Source organism: Pseudomonas sp. MAFF 730105, from assembly GCF_055380705.1.
The window spans coordinates 4318000-4337653 of record NZ_AP018438.1; the positions used below are offsets into that span (position 1 = coordinate 4318000).

Below are 19654 nucleotides of genomic sequence, written 5' to 3' on the forward strand. Positions count from 1 at the left end.
TAGCGGTGGTTCAGTTGCATTGATGCTGAATGTACCGCCGTCATCGCGAGCAGGCTCGCTCCCACACAGGGGTCTGCTGCGGCTACAGAATTGTGTTCAGCTGCATCAATCCTGATGCATCCAATCCAACGCCAAGCCCAAGGTAATCCTTGATCGACGGATGGACAGTGTGCACCGGATGCACGTGCGTCGCCGTCACCACCATCACATCCGCCCCCGCCGCCTCGCCGGCCCGAATACCGGCGTCGGCATCCTCGAACACCAGACAATCCTCCGATGCCACTCGCAACCGCTCGGCAGCCAATCGATAACAGGCGGGGTTGGGTTTGCCGTCGCTGACATCTTCGGCGGTGACCATCACGGCGGAACGCGGGATGCCGGCGGCCTCCATCCGACGCAAAGCCAGTGCCATAGGGGCCGAGGTGACGATCGCCCAGCGCTCGGGAGGCAGGCCATTCAAGAACGCCACGGCGCCCGGCACGGCCACCACGCCTTCGACGTCTTCGATTTCCTCCCGGGTAATCCGCTCGGCTTCAGCCTGGGCGTCCACGCCCGGCAGATGTTGGCGCGCGATGGTGTCGATGGCCCTCACGCCATGGATGGTGGGCAGGAACGCCGCCACGTCCACGCCGTGGCGCAGCGCCCAGCGGGTCCAGATCCGCTCGGCGGCGGCGATGGAGTTCAGCAGGGTGCCGTCCATGTCGAAGAGAAAGGCGTGGTAGGCCTTGGATGAGTGCTTTACGGACATCGGATTCTCACAGTCAAAACATTGGTCCCCGGTGGGAGCGGGCTTGCTCGCGAATGCGTCGGCACCGTCGATTGGAGGTTGCCTGACACACCGCTATCGCGAGCAGGCTCGCTCCCACAGGGGGGCTATGGTGTCTGGGGTATTTATACCAACCGCTCGATCGACTGATGTTGCCAGACCCGTTTGTAATACAGCACCTGCAGCAACAACATGCTCAGGTACGCCACGGGAAACGCTATCCATACCCCTTCCAGGCCGAAGTGAGCGTCGAGCAGGTAAGCCGCCGGCACCTGCACGCCAATGATGCAGAAAATCGAAATCGCCACCGTCGGCAGCACCGTGCCGCTGGCGCGCATGATGCCGCTGACGATGGCCTGGAAACCGAACACCAGCAAGCTCCAGAGCATGATGTGCAGCAGGTGTTCGGCCTGGACCCGTGCCGCCGGGTCGGTGATGAACAACCCCAGCAGCCAATGGGACAACAGGTACCCCAGCAACACCAGTCCCCCGTCAGGTAGACGTTGATCAGCAGCCCCGTGCGCAGGATCGGCCCCAGGCGCTCCAGGCGTCCGGCGCCAATGGCCTGGGCACCGAGGATCGAGGCACTGATGGCAATCGACAACGCCGGGAACTGCACGTAGTTGACGATCTGCGTCACCGCGCCGTAGGCCGCCGTGGCCTGTGAACCGTGGCGATTGACCAGCGCCAGGATCACCAGTTCCGACAGGGAGATCACCACCATCTGCAACCCCGTCGGCAGGCCGATGCGCAGCACCTTGGCGAGGATCTCCCGGTCCAGGCGCATCGCCGCGAACAACGCCCGGTCCGGTGCCAGGGCATGCTCACGACGGTTCAAGCGCCACGCCAGCAACACCATGGCCGACGCCGTGCCCACCAGCCCCGCCAGTGCCGCGCTCTGGATGCCCATCTGCGGCAAGCCCAGCCAGCCACGAATCAGCGCCGGGGTGAGCAGCATCCCGACCCCGGTGGACACCATCAACGCCAGCAACGGCGTCAGCGTATCGCTGACCCCGCGCAACAGCTGGGTGAACAATACGAACACCAGCAATATCGGCAGAATCCACATCATGACCCGGGCATAGGCAACGGCGTCTTCCAGCACATCCGCCGGCGTGCCCAAGCCTTGCAGGGCCTGACGCGTAAAGACGCTGCCGAGCACCGCCGCCACCAGTCCGATGATCGCTCCCAACAACAGCGTCGAGCCGGCAATCGCCTTCACCGTGCCGGTTTCCCGGGCGCCGTAGGCCTGCCCGATCAACACCCCGGCCCCCGCGCCCAGGCCGATCACCAGTGCAATGAAGAAAAACAGGATTGGAAACATCCCCGACACCGCCGCCAGTGCCTGGGTGCCGAGCATCTGACCGATGTAGATGCTGTTGAGCGTGCCGGACATGGACTGCAAGAAATTGGACAGGACCATGGGGATGAGAAAAAGGAGGTAGGTTTTCCAGAGCGGCTGGGTCGGCATGGGGGCTCTTGATGGCAGGTTCAATTCGGGTGTGGCTAATTTAGCGCAATCCATACTTGTGGCGAGGGGATTTAGCGAAACGTCGCACCGCCCCGCTGGGCTGCGAAGCGGCCCCGAACCAGTCAAACCCGAACAACCTGACACACCGAGGTGTCTGGTTTTGGGGCTGCTACGCAACCCAGCGGGGATAAATCCCCTCGCCACAAGGTTCACTAAGGCTGGCAGCTACCTTCGTCAGGCCGATTCGACATTTCACAGACTGTGACTAATCTGAAGTAGCACAGTGCCACGCCCTGAGTAGGTCGTTGCCTACAGAAGTCGGAAATCGGACGACTGGTCTTCAAGTCAAATCCGAGGTCGCAGATAACCAGTTATTCGCCAATAACCAGTTAGCAACACTGTTCAAGGACCGAACCATGACGTCGTACCCACACGGTCATTCCTTATCTTCAACCCCTTCTCGCCTGCTCTGGAGCCCCGTGCTCGTGGCCGTTGCCGCGGCTGTCGGCGTGTTGACGCTCAACGAGACGAATGCCCAGAACATCGGTTTCAGCGCGGTGCTGCTGGCCCTTGGCCTCGGCGCAGGCGTATGGGGCGCACGTGCACAACGCCGGCAATGGGACGACACGGTCAGCGCCTCCGCCGCCCGGCACGACCTGCAAGCCAGCGAGCACGCCACCCATAAGGCCAGCGCGCAACTCAACGAAGTCATCCTCGGTGCCATGCCGATCTGGGCCAAGCAGGTGGAAAGCTCCCGGCAACAGACCGAGGCCGCGATCGTCTCGCTGACCAGCCGCTTTACCGGCATTTCGTCACGCCTGGAAGAAACCGTGCAAGCCTCGCAACTGGCCGCCGGCGAGCTGGCCGGGAAAAGCAATGGCGGCGCCTTGCAGGTGCTGGCCCAGAGCGAAAACGAGCTGGTGCGGGTGATCGATTCCCTGAAAGCCACCCAAGCCAGCCGTGACGAAACCCTGGCCCAGGTGCGTAACCTCACCGCCTACACCGGCGAGCTGCGGACCATGGCCGCCGACGTCGCCGCGATTGCCGCGCAAACCAACCTGCTGGCCCTCAACGCCGCCATCGAAGCCGCCCGGGCCGGTGAAGCCGGGCGCGGTTTTGCGGTGGTGGCCGACGCCGTGCGCAGCCTGTCGAGCAAGTCCAGCGAGACCGGCCAGCAGATGTCGGCCAAGGTCGACATCATCAACACCGCCATTACCCAACTGGTCCAGGCCGCCTCCAGTGGCGCCGACCAGGACAGCCAATCGGTGTCCACGTCCGAGGACAGCATCCAGCGCGTATTGGAGCGTTTCAAAAGCGTCACCGGGCAGCTCGCCGACTCGGCGGACCTGCTGCAACAGGAAAGCTTCGGCATCCGCGACGAACTCACCGAGGTGCTGGTCAGCCTGCAATTCCAGGATCGGGTCAGCCAGATCCTCAGCCACGTGCGCGACAACATCGAGGACCTGCACGTGCATATGCAGCAGGCCAGCCAGTCGCCCGACCAGGCCGTGTCCATCGATGCCCGCCAATGGCTGGCCCGCATGGAAACCACTTATGCCACCGACGAGCAACGCCGCAACCACCACGGCGACTCGGGCGTGCAACAAGCTTCACAGGAAATAACCTTCTTTTAGGAGAGCCGTTCATGGCTAAAAGTGTATTGGTTGTCGACGACTCCGCGAGCGTTCGGCAGGTCGTCGGCATTGCGTTGAAAAGTGCCGGCTACGACGTGATAGAGGCCAGCGATGGCAAGGATGCGCTGGGCAAGCTCAATGGGCAGAAAGTGCACCTGATCATCAGTGACGTGAACATGCCAAACATGGACGGCATCACCTTCGTCAAGGAGGTCAAGAAGCTGGCCAGCTACAAGTTCACGCCGATCATCATGCTCACCACCGAGTCCCAGGAATCGAAGAAACAGGAAGGCCAGGCGGCAGGCGCCAAGGCCTGGGTGGTCAAGCCGTTCCAACCCGCGCAAATGCTGGCGGCGGTTTCCAAACTGATCCTTCCTTGATGGCCGGAGGCTGTGATGCCGCTGCTGTACGAAACACAGGGTGACACCGCACAGGTGCAGATCGACGGCGAGCTGACGATCTACACCGCCGCCGACCTGGCCGCGCAATTGCTGCCATGCCTGGGCAATGCGCCGGCCATGGAGCTGGACCTGTCACAGGTGACCGAAATGGACGGCGCCGGCCTGCAACTGCTGCTGATAGCCCTGCGCGAGGCGCCGAAGGCCGGCACCCAGTTGACCCTGACCGCTCGCAGCAAAGCTGTCAGCGAAACGCTCGAGCTGTGCAACCTGCTGGCCTAGGGTCCAGCCGTCACCGCCCGACACGACAAAGGATATGAGCGTGAGCATCAATCTCGACCAGGCACAACAAACGTTCATCGTCGAGGCACGGGAGCAGTTGCAGGCAATGGAAGAATCCCTGCTGCAACTGGAAAACGACCCGGCCGACGATGACGCCATCGGTGCGATCTTCCGCGCGGCCCACACCATCAAGGGCTCGGCCGGACTGTTCGGCCTGGAACCGATCGTCAGCTTCACCCACATCGTCGAAGATGTGCTCGACCGCTTGCGCAACGGCAGCGTCGAAGTCGACACCGGCCTGATCGCCGTGCTGCTCAAGTCCAGCGACCACATGCTGGAACTGATCAACGTGGTGGCCAACCAGGGCGGGACACTGGCGCCGCCGGCCCTGAAGCGGGAGATGGAGCTGTGCCAGGTCCTGCAGGAGTACCAGGCGCCCCCGCCTGACGACGCGCCGGCACCGGTGGCTGAAACCGCCACACAGGAACCGTCCGAGACGCGCCTCTGGCACATTTCCCTGCGCTTCGGCCAGGACGTGTTCCGCAACGGCATGGACCCGCTGTCGTTCCTGCGCTATCTGCAGACCCTCGGCGAAATCGTCCACCTCGACACGCAGACCGAGACGTTGCCCAACGTCGAAGCCTTTGACGCCGAATCCTGCTACCTGGGGTTCGACATCGACTTCCGTTCAGCCGCCAGCCACAGCGCAATCAATGAAGTCTTCGATTTCGTCCGGGAGGATTGTCTGATCGAGATCGTGGCCGTCGACGAGCGTGCGAACACCGGGCTGGTCGCCACCGCCCAGGAATCGAACGACGAGAGCACGGCGCTGGTCGCCACCGGCGAACTGCTGCCGGACCAGCGCAAGACGCCGCGAACGGCGGCCCAACTTCCTGCCGAAAGGCCACCGGCCAGCAGTGAAAACAAAGCCAAGGATGGCGCCTATGTGCGGGTCAATGCCGACAAGCTCGACGAACTGATCAACCTGGTGGGTGAACTGGTCATCGCCAGTGCCGGCACCAGCCTGCTGGCCCGCAACTGCCACGACGATTCGTTGCAGGAAGCCACCTCGACGGTGTCCGGGTTGGTGGAAGAAATCCTCGACGGTGCGTTGCGCCTGCGCATGATCCCCATCGGTGAAACCTTCAACCGGTTCCGCCGGGTGGTGCGCGATGTCAGCCAGGAACTGGGCAAGGACATCGACCTGATCATCAGCGGCGCGGAAACCGAACTGGACAAGACCGTGGTGGAAAAAATCGGCGACCCGCTCATGCACCTGCTGCGCAACGCCATGGACCACGGCATCGAGACCGCCGAAGCGCGGCTGGCCGCCGGCAAGCCAGCCAAGGGGCATCTGCACCTCAACGCCTACCACGACTCGGGCAGCATCGTGCTGGAGATCGCCGACGACGGCGCCGGCCTGGACCGCGACCGGATCCTGGAAAAGGCCCAGGAGCGTGGCCTGGTAGCCCCAGGCGCCAGCCCGACCGACCAGGAGATCTACAACCTGATTTTCGAACCCGGCTTCTCCACCGCCCAGGCCGTCACCAACCTGTCGGGGCGGGGCGTGGGCATGGACGTGGTCAAGCGCAACATCACCCTGCTGCGCGGCGCCGTGGACCTGGACAGCCAGCCGGGCCGGGGCACCGTGGTGCGCATCCGCTTGCCGCTGACCCTGGCGATCATCAATGGCTTCCTGGTGGGCATCGATCAGTCCACCTATGTCATTCCACTGGACATGGTCCAGGAGTGCATCGAGCTGAGCGAAGACGACGGCACCGCCAGTCGCGAACAGGGCTACCTGGATCTGCGCGGCGAGGTGCTGCCCCTGGTGTACCTGCGCGACCACTTCAATCACGAAGGCCGGGCTTCGCGCCGGCAGAACGTGGTGGTGGTGCGTTATGCCGAACTCAAGGCCGGCCTGGTAGTGGATGACCTGCTCGGCGAATTCCAGACTGTCATCAAGCCCTTGGGCAAGTTGTTCGGCGCACTGCGCGGCATCAGTGGCTCGACCATCCTGGGCAGCGGCGCCGTGGCCCTGATTCTCGACGTGCCGGCGCTGCTCACCCAGATCGCCCAGATAGAAAACCGCTACACCCCTACCCAATTCTCACAAGCCAACGCTCGCTGACGCTTTAGCAACTCCATGGAGAGGTATTTCCCAATGAAATGGTTCTACGATCTTAGAATCGCCACCAAACTGATCACCTCATTTCTTGTGGTGCTGGCCCTGACCGCCGTCATGGGGGTGTTCTCGATCATCCAACTGGGCGAAGTGAACGGCACCACCACCGAAATCCGTGAAAACTGGATGCCGTCCATGCGCGCGGCATCCGGCATGCGTTTCTACGCTGCGAACTATCGCCTCAAGGAAAACCGTCACATCACCGCTGATTCCGAGCAGGAACGCACCACAGTCGAACAGGAAGCGGAAGAAGCCAGGAAAGGTTTCGAGACCCGTATGGCGACCTACGAAAAACTGCTTTCCAACGCCGAAGACCGTCAGCTGTTCGAGACAACCCGCAATGACTGGGTCGCCTATCTGGCGATCAGCAAAGACCTGATGGCACTGTCCCGGCAAAACCTCACCGAGCAAGCCCATGCGCTGCTCAAGGGCGAGTCCCGGCGTCGTTTCGAGCTGGTGACCGGTGACCTGCAGAAACTGGTGGAACTCAATGACGTCGGTGCTGGCGCGGCCAGCGAACGCGGCACGGCACTGTTTGAAAAATCACGTCTGTCGATCATCGCCGTGCTGGCTGCGGCCCTGCTGATCGGCCTGGGCCTGGCGCTGTTCATCTCCCGGATCATTTCCCGTCCCTTGAAGCAAGCCGCATTGGTGGCCGAACAGCTGGCCGAAGGCAACCTGAACGCGAAAATCGAGGCCGGCTCCAAGGACGAAACCGGCATGGTGCTCAACGCCATGCAGAACATGGTGGGCAAGCTGTCCCACATCATCGGTGAAGTGCGCAACGCCGCGGACAACCTGGCCAGCGCCTCCGAAGAGGTCAGCGCCACCGCGCAGTCCATGAGCCAGGCCACCAGCGAACAGGCGGCCAGCGTCGAGGAAACCAGCGCCTCCATCGAGCAGATGAGCGCCAGCATCAACCAGAACACCGAGAACGCCAAGGTCACCGACGGCATGGCCAGCAAGGCCGCCAAGGAAGCCACCGACGGTGGCGAATCAGTGCAGCAGACCGTGGTGGCGATGAAGAAAATCGCCCAGCGCATCAGCATCATCGACGACATCGCCTACCAGACCAACCTGCTGGCGCTCAATGCCGCCATCGAAGCCGCCCGTGCCGGCGAGCATGGCAAAGGCTTCGCCGTCGTCGCCGCCGAGGTACGCAAACTGGCCGAGCGCAGCCAGGTCGCCGCCCAGGAAATCGGCGAACTGTCCTCCAGCAGCGTCGACATGGCCGAGAAGGCCGGCAATCTGCTCGATGAGATGGTGCCCTCGATCAACAAGACCTCGGACCTGGTGCAGGAAATCAGCGCTGCTTCCGAAGAACAGGCCGCCGGCGTGGCGCAGATCAACACCGCCATGACCCAGCTCAACCAGGTGACCCAGCAGAACGCCTCCAGCAGCGAGGAACTGGCTGCCACCGCCGAGGAAATGAGCAGCCAGGCCGAACAACTGCAACAGGCCATGAGTTTCTTCACCCTGGACACGCCGCCCAAGTCGGCCAGCCTGCCAGTGAAGGTCGACCACACACCCGGACCGACCAACCGCAAGCCGGCCCGGGCCTCGGTGACTACTCTGCCCAAGGCGTTCGCCTACAACATGGCCGGCGCACCGGACGAATCCGAATTCACCCGGTTCTGACGGTCCGCTTGCACAGGCTCGCTTAAAGGAGAAAAGCCATGGGCGCCATCGCTACTACCCGTCAGACCGCCATCGCGGTCGAGGAAGAAGCGCAATACCTGACATTCATGCTCGGCACAGAGATGTTTGCCATCGGCATCCTCTGCATCAAGGAGATCATCGAGTACGGCAACCTGACCGTGGTGCCGATGATGCCGGCCTTCGTCCGCGGGGTGATCAACCTGCGCGGCGCGGTCGTGCCGGTGGTGGACCTGTCGGCCCGTTTCGGTCGGCAGAACTCGTCGATCACCCGGCGTTCGTGCGTAGTGATCATCGAGGCCAACACCGAAGACGGCCACGCCCAGGACATCGGCCTGCTAGTGGACACAGTGTCGGCGGTGCTGGAAATCCCGGCCTCGCAGATCGAACCGCCACCGAGTTTCGGGGCGAAGATCCGTGCTGACTTCATCAGCGGCATGGCCAAGGTCGACGGCAAGTTCGTGATCGTGCTGGAGGTGGGGCGTGTGCTGTCCATCGACGAAATGTCCCAACTGGCCGAAGCCAGCCCCACCGCGCTGGAGTTTGAAAGCCAGTGAACGCCGACACCTGCAAGGAACGCACCGTGAACTCACTGGCCCTCAGTGATCGAGAGTTCAGCCAGTTTCAATCCTGGCTGTACAAGGCTGCCGGAATCAACCTGTCCGACGCCAAGAAAGCCCTGGTGGCCGGACGTTTGTTCAAGCGCCTCAAGCACTATGAGCTGGGCAGCTACGGCGAGTATTTCAAACTGATCATGAACGGCCAGCGCAGCGATGAATTGCAGGTGGCGCTGGATTTGCTCACCACCAACGAAACCTACTTTTTTCGCGAACCCAAGCACTTCGATTTCCTGCGCCAGCATGTACTGCCCAAGGCGACACCGGGCAAGACCTTTCGCCTCTGGAGCGCGGCCAGTTCGTCGGGAGAAGAACCCTACAGCCTGGCGATGACCCTGGCCGAAGGGCTGGGCACCACACCTTGGGAAGTGATCGGTTCGGACATCAGCACCCAGGTGCTGGCCAAGGCGCGCTCCGGGCACTATCCGATGGAGCGCGCCCGCACCCTGCCCCAGCCGCTGCTGAAGAAATACTGTCTCAAGGGCACCGGCAGCCAGCAAGGCACGTTCCTGATCGACCGGGCGTTGCGCAACCGCGTCAACTTCGTCCAGGTCAACCTCAACGACACCCTGCCGGAGCTGGGGGAGTTCGATGTGATTTTCCTGCGCAACGTCATGATCTATTTCGACCAACCCACCAAAAGCAAAGTGGTTGCCCGACTGATCCCCCGACTCAAGTCCGGGGGTATTTCATCGTGAGCCATTCGGAAAGCCTCAACGGGGTTTCCGATGCCTTGAAGATGGTGATGCCATCGATTTATCGCAAACCATGAGCGCCGCCATGCAACCCGCGACAAGGGACGTTGCCGAAGTCTACCTGGCACCGGGCGAATTCCGCTTCGCCACGTGCCCGACCCGGCTGCGTACGATCCTCGGTTCCTGCGTGGCGATCACCTTGTGGCATCCCGAACACCGGATCGGCGGCATGTGCCATTTCATGCTGCCCAGTCGCATACGCTGCTCCACGGCCCTCAACGGCATGTACGCCGACGAAGCCATCGAACTGTTCATCCGTGAGGCGCGGGTCCATCATACCGAACCCGAGGAGTACCAGCTCAAGCTGTTCGGCGGCGGCGAGATGTTCCCCGAGCTGCAACGGCATGTCCCCTTTGGTGATGTCGCGCGGCTGAACGTCAATGCGGCGTTGGAAATGGCCGCCCTCTACCGCCTGGACCTGATTGCCCAGGACATGGGCAGCACCGGCTACCGCAACATCATCTTCGACCTGTGCAGCGGCGATGTGTGGGTCAGGCACCAACCGATAAGGACCCGGCATTAACCATGTCAAAAAAGATCAATGTATTGCTGGTGGATGACTCTGCCGTGGTTCGCCAGGTATTGCTGGCGATTCTCAGTGACACCCCGGATATCCACGTCATGGGCGCGGCCTCCGACCCGATTTTCGCCATGGAAAAACTGGCCCGGGAGTGGCCCGACGTGATCGTGCTGGATGTGGAAATGCCACGCATGGACGGCATCACCTTCCTCAAGAAAATCATGAGCGAGCGCCCGACTCCGGTGGTGATCTGCTCGTCCCTGACCCCCAAGGGCGCGGAAACCACCTTGCAGGCGATGGCCGCCGGCGCGGTGGAAATCATCACCAAGCCCACCAGCGGCTTGAAGAGTTTTCTGTTGGAGTCAGCGGCGGAACTGGTGGCGGCAATCAGGGGGGCCGCCCAGGTCAATGTCCGCAATCTGGGCAAGCGTCCCGCGCCACTGGTACCGGCCGTCAAGCTCAACGCCGATGCCATGCTGCCCGCCGCGAACGGCCACGCCATGGCGCAGACCACTGAACGCATCGTCGCCCTCGGTACCTCCACCGGCGGCACGCAAGCCCTGGAGGCGGTGTTGACTGCCCTGCCGCGGGTGTGTCCGGGGATCGTCATCGTCCAGCATATGCCGGAAAAATTCACCGCCTCGTTCGCCGCCCGGCTCAACAGCCTGTGCCAGATCGAAGTCCGCGAAGCCCGCAACAACGACCGCATCCACCCGGGCCTGGCACTCATCGCCCCCGGCGGCAAACACATGATGGTGACCCGCAGCGGCGCGTTCTATCACGTGCAGGTGGTGGACGGGCCGCTGGTCAATCGCCATCGCCCGTCGGTGGACGTGCTGTTCCGCTCAGTGGCCAAATTCGCCGGCCGCAACGCCACCGGCGTCATCATGACCGGCATGGGCGACGACGGCGCCCGCGGCCTGAAGGAAATGCTCGACGCCGGCAGCGCCACCGTGGCCCAGGACGAAGCCAGCTGCGTGGTCTTCGGCATGCCCAAGGAAGCCATCAAACTCAACGCCGCACAACGGGTGATGGGGTTGCAGGAGATTGCGCAGGTGATTTTGCATCGGTAGCCATCGGGGGCTTTGTGGCGAGGGGATTTATCCCCGCTGGGCTGCGAAGCGGCCCCCAAAGCGGTCACCTCGATCTACCTGGCACCGAGTCGGCTGATTTCAGGGCTGCTTCGCAGCCCAGCGGGGATAAATCCCCTCGCCACAGGCGTCTACACCGGCGGAATCGTCGCAAGCACGCCAATCAGCAAGGTCAACGCCAGGAAACCACCCAGAAAAATTGCCATCTTCGTCATAAGCACTCCAGAAAGAAACACACAGCAAGCAGCCACTTCATAACCCCTGTGGGAGCGAGCCTGCTCGCGATGACGTCGGCACAGTCAACTTCCTTGCCGACTGACAGAGCGCCATCGCGAGCAGGCTCGCTCCCACAGGACTCTGAGGTGAACTCGGTTTCCGATGAATACCTCGCAATATTCTGGCTTGAAACTCAGGTTGCATTACAGCCGCACCTGTCAGCAAAAAAAACCGGATCAGATCCCCTTGCCACGCCCCTCGATATACCAACGTATATTTTCCCGCCCTTAATCTCAGTGGTCATCGCCAGAGGCTGGACTTAATCTCGCCGCACTCAAACACCGACGATACAAAAGAGGTGCACGATGCGCTCTCCACTCGCCGCCTCAGCATTGACCCCTTTCAAATACAACGAGCCAGGTGCCTGGTGGGCTGATGTCACGCTGGTTGGCCTCATCGTGGTGCTGGTCGTATTCATTACCTACGGCGTCGAGCAAATGAACCAGCCGCTCGGTGTGCTGGATGCCTCGCCGCTGTCACTCGATCTGGCCCACTTGCCGGGATACACCCTGCGTACCACCTTGCGCATGTTCATCGCGCTGTTTGCGTCCTTTGTGTTTTCCCTGCTCATCGCCACGTTGGCGGCGAAAAGTCGCAAGGCCGCCCTGGTCATCCTGCCGGCGCTGGATGTTCTTCAATCCGTGCCGGTCCTGGGGTTCCTGACCTTCACCGTGGTGTTCTTCATGGGGCTCTTCCCAGGCAAGGAGTCCGGAGTGGAGTGCGCAGCGATCTTCGCCATTTTCACCAGCCAGGTCTGGAACATGACCTTCAGCGTCTATCAATCACTGAGGACCGTACCCAACGACCTCTACGAAGTCAGCCGGCAGTTTGCGTTTTCGCCCTGGCAGCGGTTCATCAGGCTGGAGTTGCCCTTCGCCACGCCAGGGCTGGTGTGGAACATGATGATGTCCATGTCCGGTGGCTGGTTTTTCGTGGTGGCGTGCGAGGCCATTACTGTCGGCAACACCACCGTGAATTTGCCGGGGATCGGTTCCTGGCTGGCGCTGGCGATCGAACGCAAAGACATCGTCGCGACCGCCTGGGCCGTGCTGGCCATGGCCGTGGTGATCATGCTCTACGACCTGTTGTTCTTCCGGCCGATCGTGGCCTGGGCGGACCGGTTTCGCTTCGAGCAGACCGCCTCCCAGAAGCGCCCTCGCTCCAGGGTCTACGACCTGCTGCGCTCGACTCGCCTGGTGCCCTTGGCGCTGCTGGCACTGGGCAGTCTCGGGAGCTCCTTATTCCTGGACAAACTCCCCACGCTGCCCCGCCTGCGCTTCAAGGCCAGTGCCCGTTTCAGCCGCGCGACCGACCTGCTCTGGATTGCCTTGATCGTCCTGGCCTGCATGGCCGGAATCTTTCAGTTGTCAGCCTTCATTAGCAGTACCTTGGGCCTGGAGGACGTCATCAGCGCCGTCAGCCTGGGGCTTGCCACCCTGCTGCGCGTCGTCGTGCTCATCGCGCTCGCCAGTCTGGTCTGGATACCCGTCGGCGTGTGGATCGGCCTGAACCCGCGCTGGGCCGAACGCCTGCAGCCCATTGCACAACTGTTGGCGGCCTTTCCCGCCAACGTACTGTTCCCGTTTGCGGTGGTCGCCATCGTTGCCCTGAAACTGAACCCCGATGTCTGGCTGTCGCCGCTGATGGTGCTGGGCACCCAGTGGTACATCCTGTTCAACGTGATCGCCGGGGCCAGTGCGCTCCCAACCGACCTGCGAGAAGCCACCCGCAGCTTCCACCTGCGCGGTTGGCAATGGTGGCGACAGTTCGCCCTGCCCGGCGTCTTTCCCTACTACGTCACCGGCGCCCTGACGGCGGCGGGCGGATCGTGGAACGCCAGCATCGTCGCCGAGGCCGTATCCTGGGGTAACGAGCATCTGTACGCGTCAGGGCTCGGCGCCTTCATTGCCCAGGCCACCGAGGCGGGAGACATGCAACGGGTGGCGCTGGGGGTTTCGGTCATGGCGATCTTTGTCGTGGGTTTCAATCAACTGCTGTGGCGTCCCTTGTACGGTTTCGCCGAGCGCCGACTGCGAATCGATTGAGGATGAACCAATGCAAGTGATGGAGAAGCGCTGCCTGGTCGACGTGCAGCAAGTGGGTCATGTCTATGGCACGGCCGGCGGCGCCGAGCGGCGGGTCCTGGACGATGTCTGCATGCGCCTGAACGAGGGCGAAATCGTCGGTCTGCTGGGACGCTCAGGGTCTGGAAAGTCGACCTTGCTGCGCTCCATCGCAGGCCTGATTTCGCCGACCGCGGGCGTGGTTGAATTCCCCGTCGATGCCCAGGGATCAGCGAGTTCGGTACGCATGGTGTTCCAGAGCTTCGCCCTGTTTCCCTGGCTGACGGTATTGCAGAACGTCGAGGTCGGCCTCGAAGCCTTGAACGTGCCGGTGCCCGAGCGCCGCCGACGGGCCCTGGCCGCCATCGACATGATCGGCCTCGACGGCTTTGAAAGCGCCTTCCCGAAGGAGTTGTCCGGCGGCATGCGCCAGCGTGTCGGCCTGGCGCGGGCGCTGGTGGTCGCCCCGGATGTGCTGTTGATGGACGAGCCGTTCTCCGCATTGGACGTGCTCACCGCCGAAACCCTGCGCACCGACTTGCTGGACCTGTGGCGCGAAGGGAGGATGCCGCTCAAGTCGATCATGATGGTCACCCATAACATCGAAGAAGCCGTGCTGATGTGCGACCGGATACTGATCTTTTCCTCCAATCCGGGGCGCATCATGAAGGAAATCAGCGTCGACCTACCCCAGCCGCGCAATCGCTCCGACCTGGCGTTCCAGGCCTTGGTGGAACACATCTACGTGCAGATGGCCGGTGGTGGACGTGCGGATTCTCCACGCCAGGGTGTGTTTGCAGGTACGGGCGTGGGCATGGTCTTGCCGTCGATCTCCACCAACGCACTGGCCGGATTGATCGAAGCGGTCCAGGATCACCCCTTTGACGGCCAGGCCGATCTGCGGGAGCTTGCGGGGGCGCTGCGCTACAGCGACAGTGATCTTTTTCCGGTCGCCGAGGTGCTGCAGCTGATGCGTTTCGCCGACCTGCATGATGGGACCCTCACCCTGCTACCCGCCGGGCATCGCTACGGGGAGTCGGATGTCGATGAGCGCAAGCAATTGTTCGCCCGGCACCTGCTCCGGTATGTCCCGCTGGTGGGGCATGTGCGAAGAGTACTGGACGACCGCCCTACCCGCACGGCGCCCGCCCGACGTTTCCGGGACCAACTGGAGGACTTCATGTCCGAGCACGACGCCGCCCACACCCTGGACTGCGTCACGCAGTGGGGACGCTATGCGGAACTGTTCGCCTACGATGAAGTGGCCGATCAGTTCAGCCTGGACAATCCGTCCTGAGGTGATTCAAATGACAAGGTCGAAGCCCGGCCGGATCGAGCGATACGAGATGAATATTCAATGAGAAAAACTCAATGGGCGCTGCGTCTGCTGCTTCTGCTGGGGCTGGCGCTCGGCATCGCGGCGATAGACACCATCACCGATCTCGAGATCGCCGTGGGAGTCTTCCAGATAGTCGTGGTGCTGATTGCCGTGAGGATCCTGCCAGCGCGTGCGGTCGCGGGCGTATCGTTCATTTGCATGGTGCTGACGATCTTCAGCTATCGGCTGACACGCTTCGGTGATTCGGAGGCCGGCCAGATCAACGTGCTGATCAGCCTCGCCGCCATCGCCGGCACGACCTACCTGGCCCTGCGCCTGTCGGCCGCCATCGAAACCGTGCATCGAACCCGCGCACACCTGGCACACATCGCTCGGGTCAACATGCTGGGCGAACTGGCCGCCTCCATCGCCCACGAAGTGAACCAGCCCTTGGCCGCCGTCGCCAACAGCAGCGGCGCCTGCCTGCGCTGGATGGCAACGGAGCCACCCAATTTGCCCAAGGCCCGCCTGGCGGTGGAACGCATCATCGCCGATACCCATAGGGCCAGTGAAATCATCACCCGCCTGCGCGGCATGGCCCGGCACCAGGCCCCCACCAAGCAATGGTTGAACGTCGCCGACACGGTCAATACCGCCCTGCGACTGTTGGCCGGAGAACTGAACGAGCAAGGCATCACCCTGCGCGTGCATATCCAGGAAGGCCTGCCGCCGATGCTGGCGGATGAAGTGCAGATCCAACAGGTGATATTGAACCTGGCGATGAATGGGATCGACGCGATGCGCCAGGTCGACGCCGACCAGCGGTTCCTGGAGTTTCATGCCGTGCTGGAGTCCGGTCAGCAACTGTTGTTTTCCGTGTCCGACCAGGGCAAGGGCCTGTCTGGAAACGACCACGAGCGGGCGTTCGACGCGTTCTACAGCACCAAGCCAGACGGCATGGGCATGGGCCTGGCCATCAGTCGCTCGATCATCGAGGCCCATGATGGGCGTATCTGGGTATCCAGCAACCCGCAATCCGGCGCAACCTTCCACTTCACCCTGCCGGCGGTGACAAGAGAATCCGATGACTGAGCCCCAACTTGCCGAAGCGATGGTGTACATCGTTGACGACGACAGCTCCGTACGCGTCTCACTGCAAGACCTGCTGGCCTCCGTGGGCCTGCCGAGCATGGCTTTCGCCTCGGCGCGCGAATTCATGGACGCCACGCTGCCAGACATCCCCGCCTGCCTGATCCTCGACGTGCGCATGCCGGGGATGAGCGGGCTGGACTTCCAGCAGGAAATGGCCCGCTTGAACCTCCAGCTCCCCGTGATCTTCATCACCGCCCACGGCGACATCCCCATGTCGGTAAAAGCCATGAAGGCCGGGGCGCTGGAGTTCTTGACCAAGCCCTTCCGTGAGCAAGACCTGCTCGACGCCATCAGCCAGGGCCTGAACCGCGACAGGGAACGGCGCAAGGCCGCCTCGGTGATGGATGACTTGAAACGGCGCTATGACAGCCTGACTGACGGCGAACGGGACGTGATGGAGTGGGTGGTGTCAGGCTTGCTGAACAAACAAGTGGCCGGACGCTTGGGGTTGAGCGAAGTGACCGTGAAGGTCCGGCGCGGCGCGTTGATGCGCAAGATGGATGCGGACTCGTTGGCGGCGTTGGTCAAAATGTCGGAGCGGCTCAAGGGTATGAGTCACTAAGGAATCCCGAGGCTCTGCTTTTTGTGGGAGCGAGCCTGCTCGCGAAGACGGCAGCACATCCAACACCGATGCCAACAGACCCACCGCTATCGCGAGCAGGCTCGCTCCCACAGGGGATCTGGGACGAACTCAGGTCATGTAACCAGGCCACAATCCAATGTGGGAGCGGGCTTGCTCGCGAAGACGGCAGCACATTCAACACCGATGCCAACAGACCCACCGCTATCGCGAGCAGGCTCGCTCCCACAGGGGATCCGGGGACGAACTCAGGTCATGTAGCAGGCCACAATCCAATGTGGGAGCGAGCCTGCTCGCGATGACGGCAGCACATTCAACACCGATGCCAACAGACCCACCGCTATCGCGAGCAGGCTCGCTCCCACAGGGGATCCGGGGACGAACTCAGGTCATGTAGCAGGCCACAATCCAATGTGGGAGCGAGCCTGCTCGCGATGGCGGCAGCACATCCAGCACCGATGCCAACAGACCTACCGTTTTCACTCCCATCCCAGTCGACATCGATACCGGAATCCAATTACCTTCATCCATCCGCGCTCAAGGACCGACCGCCATGCCCAGCTTCCCGACCTTCCAAACCCAACGCCTGATCCTCACTCCACTGCAACTGACCGACGCCCCCGCCATCCAGGTGCTGTTCCCCCAATGGGAAGTGGTCCGCTACCTCGATAGCCGAGTGCCTTGGCCCTACCCCGCCGACGGCGCTCTGGCCTACGTGCGCGACCACGCCCTGCCCGCCATCGAGCGTGGCAAAGAGTGGCACTGGATGATCCGCCTGGCGTCAGACCCGGCCCAGATCATCGGCAGCATTTCCCTCTTTGACCAACCAGACAACCACCGCGGCTTCTGGTTGTCACCGCAATGGCAAGGGTTCGGCTACATGAGCGAGGCGTGCGAGGTGATCAACGAGTATTGGTTCGTGACGCTTGATCGCCCGGTAATGGTGGTGCCCAAGGCCGTTGGTAACCAGGCCTCTCGGCGCATTTCGGAACGTGAGGGGATGCGATTGCTCAGGACTGAACGAGGGCGATTTGTCAGCGGGGAATTGGACAAAGAGGTATGGGCATTGGACCGTGAGCAGTGGCTGGGGCGTACTACTCAGGTACGGTAATTGAAAGCTGCATCGGCTATACCGAACCAAAGACAAAATCGGCAGGCTCGAACCGCTCGCTCGTGTCCATCCGGATATTCCGTAAGTGTGCCGTTTCCAGGTGCGACGCATAAAGCTGTTCCGAAAAATAGCCCACCAAGATCGAACGACGACGAGCCCCACTCACGTTCAGACTGGCCGCGTGGACCAGCTCGGCATCGAACACCAGGATGTCGCCGGCATACCCCGAAAGCTGCATGGAGCGGGACTCGTCAGCGAAGTCGAAGGGTGGCGTTCCCGGCGGCGGGCGATGGCTGCCAGGCACAATACGCGTCGCGCCGTTCCCAGGGCCATAGTCGTCGAAAAAAGCCAGGGCGACCGCCGTATCGCCCGGCCGTTGGGCCGACAGGTCGCGGTGCAACTGCTGATGACCGCCACCTGCCAGGGGCTCGCGTCCTTCCACCTGCGCGAGAAAAAAACGCTCGCCGATCAACTCGCCCACTGCCGCCAGCAACGGTGGCAGACGACACACCGCCTGGATCGTTGGATTGCAGTCCAGCAGCGAATGACGCCAATCCCAGCCACGGGGGGTTGGCCATTGATCAGACGGTATTACGCCCGCATCGAATAGGCTACGCAGCTCTGCGAGCCACTCGGTTGGGATCGCACGATGCAGCAGGACGTAGCCATCCAGGTGGAGTTGATTGCGGTTGGTCATGGCGCTGGCAATATCCTTGTATGTGGCGAGGGGATTCATCCCCGCTGGGCTGCGAAGCGGCCCCCATCGAGGCTTCAGAATTACCCTCTGGAATTGGAACCCATCCGCCCCCGAAACGCCATGCGCAGGCACCCCCAGGCGATGGCTCCAACGATCAACACCTCCGCGACACCCATCAGCAAATTGAAGGAAAAGCTCAGCGGTTGCTCCGCCCAATAGAAAATCGTCGAGCCCGTCCGAAAACCGCTGGCGTGCAGCCGTCCGGTAAACACAGACGGCACCAATGCGACCAGGTTAATCAGCTCCAGCACCGCGAGGAAGGTACCCAACAGCATGAGCAAGGCGCGGGCAGGCATACCAAGCTCCGCGCTCGATTCGGACGCAGCCGCGGCCTCCTTCCCTCTCCGTCTTCTAGCTTCCCTCACCGCCTTACCGCTGGTGGGCGCTGGAGCCGGCCTGTAGGCAGCCTTCGCAGCCATCGCCGAAGCACCGACGACCTCGGTAGGCACCGCCACGTTCAGGTAATCGGCCAACTCACGCAACCACAAATCGGTGCGCTGACTGCCCGGCACTACCGGAACGTTATCGGTGGTCAGGCGATGCTCACTGCCATCGCGCATCACCAGCCACAGCTGGGTTCGGGCTTGCTCAGCCTGCGGAAGACGACGAAGTTCAAGGCATTTGACGGCATTGATTCTGAATACCGACTGCACACGCTCGCGGCGTCCAAAAAAGTTTCGGGTCAGGCGTTTGCCTTCACCATTGACGCGCGACAACACCAAGGTCTCGCGGACTCCGGTGTAAACCATCAGCATCAGGCCAAGGGCCGGAATCAGCAGCAGCCCGAGAACGATGAGCAACGAGGACAGCGGATCCAGGCCAACCGATGGCGAAAGTCCCTCAGCGACCGCGAACACGGCGAACGCCATCGGCAAGAGGAAGGCAAGCGCGCCTACCAGCAACACGGCGGTACTCTGCATCTTATTGTGCGAGTGGATATGCAGGTCATCCTGGGCGGTGCGTTCGAAGCGGTGTCCGATCAACATGCAGAACTCCTTCTCACTGTCCTACGAATCCTGAAA

16 protein-coding genes and 2 pseudogenes are annotated in these 19654 nt (G+C 62.2%); 14 read left to right on the plus strand and 4 right to left on the minus strand.

What is annotated here, in order from left to right:
* Positions 1 to 82: 82 nt before the first annotated feature.
* Both PCOSP_RS18360 and PCOSP_RS18365 read right to left on the minus strand, forming a co-directional pair.
* Entirely contained in the window at positions 83 to 748 is a 666-nt protein-coding gene (locus tag PCOSP_RS18360) for an HAD-IA family hydrolase (RefSeq protein WP_464709234.1), read from the minus strand.
* Positions 749 to 891: 143 nt separating this feature from the next.
* A pseudogene (locus tag PCOSP_RS18365) lies at positions 892 to 2237 on the minus strand (MATE family efflux transporter).
* 722 nt (positions 2238 to 2959) lie between these two features.
* Here PCOSP_RS18365 and PCOSP_RS18370 point away from each other — a divergent pair.
* The 14 genes and pseudogenes from PCOSP_RS18370 (at position 2960) to PCOSP_RS18435 (ending at position 17875) form a co-directional block, all read left to right on the plus strand.
* A complete protein-coding gene (locus PCOSP_RS18370; RefSeq protein ID WP_464711965.1) occupies positions 2960 to 3871 on the plus strand; it encodes a methyl-accepting chemotaxis protein in 912 nt (303 codons plus the stop codon).
* Positions 3872 to 3882: 11 nt separating this feature from the next.
* Positions 3883 to 4251, plus strand: a complete 369-nt coding sequence (locus PCOSP_RS18375; protein ID WP_003203044.1) for a response regulator — start codon at positions 3883 to 3885, stop codon at positions 4249 to 4251.
* 15 nt (positions 4252 to 4266) lie between these two features.
* Positions 4267 to 4551 carry an STAS domain-containing protein gene (locus tag PCOSP_RS18380; RefSeq protein ID WP_175362164.1) on the plus strand — a complete coding sequence of 95 codons (285 nt, stop codon included), beginning with the start codon at positions 4267 to 4269 and terminating at the stop codon, positions 4549 to 4551.
* 40 nt (positions 4552 to 4591) lie between these two features.
* Positions 4592 to 6682: a chemotaxis protein CheA gene (locus PCOSP_RS18385; RefSeq protein WP_464709236.1), complete on the plus strand. Its 2091-nt coding sequence runs from the start codon at positions 4592 to 4594 to the stop codon at positions 6680 to 6682.
* 33 nt (positions 6683 to 6715) lie between these two features.
* Positions 6716 to 8374 (plus strand): methyl-accepting chemotaxis protein, encoded by a 1659-nt coding sequence (locus PCOSP_RS18390; protein WP_139648614.1) that lies wholly within the window; start codon positions 6716 to 6718, stop codon positions 8372 to 8374.
* A gap of 38 nt (positions 8375 to 8412) precedes the next feature.
* Positions 8413 to 8949, plus strand: a complete 537-nt coding sequence (locus PCOSP_RS18395; RefSeq protein ID WP_024778565.1) for a chemotaxis protein CheW — start codon at positions 8413 to 8415, stop codon at positions 8947 to 8949.
* A pseudogene (locus PCOSP_RS18400) lies at positions 8946 to 9781 on the plus strand (CheR family methyltransferase). Before PCOSP_RS18395 ends, PCOSP_RS18400 begins: the two are co-directional and overlap by 4 nt.
* 8 nt (positions 9782 to 9789) lie before the next feature.
* Positions 9790 to 10287: a chemoreceptor glutamine deamidase CheD gene (gene cheD / locus PCOSP_RS18405; RefSeq protein ID WP_139648612.1), complete on the plus strand. Its 498-nt coding sequence runs from the start codon at positions 9790 to 9792 to the stop codon at positions 10285 to 10287.
* A 2-nt stretch (positions 10288 to 10289) separates the two neighbouring features.
* Positions 10290 to 11357, plus strand: coding sequence for a protein-glutamate methylesterase/protein-glutamine glutaminase (locus tag PCOSP_RS18410; RefSeq protein ID WP_175362160.1), 1068 nt, complete (start codon positions 10290 to 10292; stop codon positions 11355 to 11357).
* A gap of 731 nt (positions 11358 to 12088) precedes the next feature.
* Entirely contained in the window at positions 12089 to 13696 is a 1608-nt protein-coding gene (locus tag PCOSP_RS18415; protein WP_464711967.1) for an ABC transporter permease, read from the plus strand.
* A 10-nt stretch (positions 13697 to 13706) separates the two neighbouring features.
* A complete protein-coding gene (locus PCOSP_RS18420) occupies positions 13707 to 15011 on the plus strand; it encodes an ABC transporter ATP-binding protein (protein ID WP_139648608.1) in 1305 nt (434 codons plus the stop codon).
* Positions 15012 to 15071: 60 nt separating this feature from the next.
* A complete protein-coding gene (locus PCOSP_RS18425) occupies positions 15072 to 16124 on the plus strand; it encodes a sensor histidine kinase (RefSeq protein ID WP_139648607.1) in 1053 nt (350 codons plus the stop codon).
* The gene (locus tag PCOSP_RS18430; protein WP_464709237.1) at positions 16117 to 16746 is read left to right on the plus strand and encodes a response regulator transcription factor; all 630 of its coding nucleotides are present in this window, start codon (positions 16117 to 16119) and stop codon (positions 16744 to 16746) included. Before PCOSP_RS18425 ends, PCOSP_RS18430 begins: the two co-directional genes overlap by 8 nt.
* Positions 16747 to 17317: 571 nt before the next feature.
* Positions 17318 to 17875 carry a GNAT family N-acetyltransferase gene (locus PCOSP_RS18435; RefSeq protein WP_464709239.1) on the plus strand — a complete coding sequence of 186 codons (558 nt, stop codon included), beginning with the start codon at positions 17318 to 17320 and terminating at the stop codon, positions 17873 to 17875.
* A gap of 16 nt (positions 17876 to 17891) precedes the next feature.
* On the opposite strand, the gene PCOSP_RS18440 is transcribed toward PCOSP_RS18435, so the two are convergent.
* Positions 17892 to 18572 (minus strand): phytanoyl-CoA dioxygenase family protein, encoded by a 681-nt coding sequence (locus PCOSP_RS18440; protein ID WP_175385828.1) that lies wholly within the window; start codon positions 18570 to 18572, stop codon positions 17892 to 17894.
* Between the two features lie 80 nt (positions 18573 to 18652).
* Positions 18653 to 19618, minus strand: a complete 966-nt coding sequence (locus PCOSP_RS18445) for a hypothetical protein (RefSeq protein WP_464709240.1) — start codon at positions 19616 to 19618, stop codon at positions 18653 to 18655.
* Between the last annotated feature and the right edge of the window lie 36 nt (positions 19619 to 19654).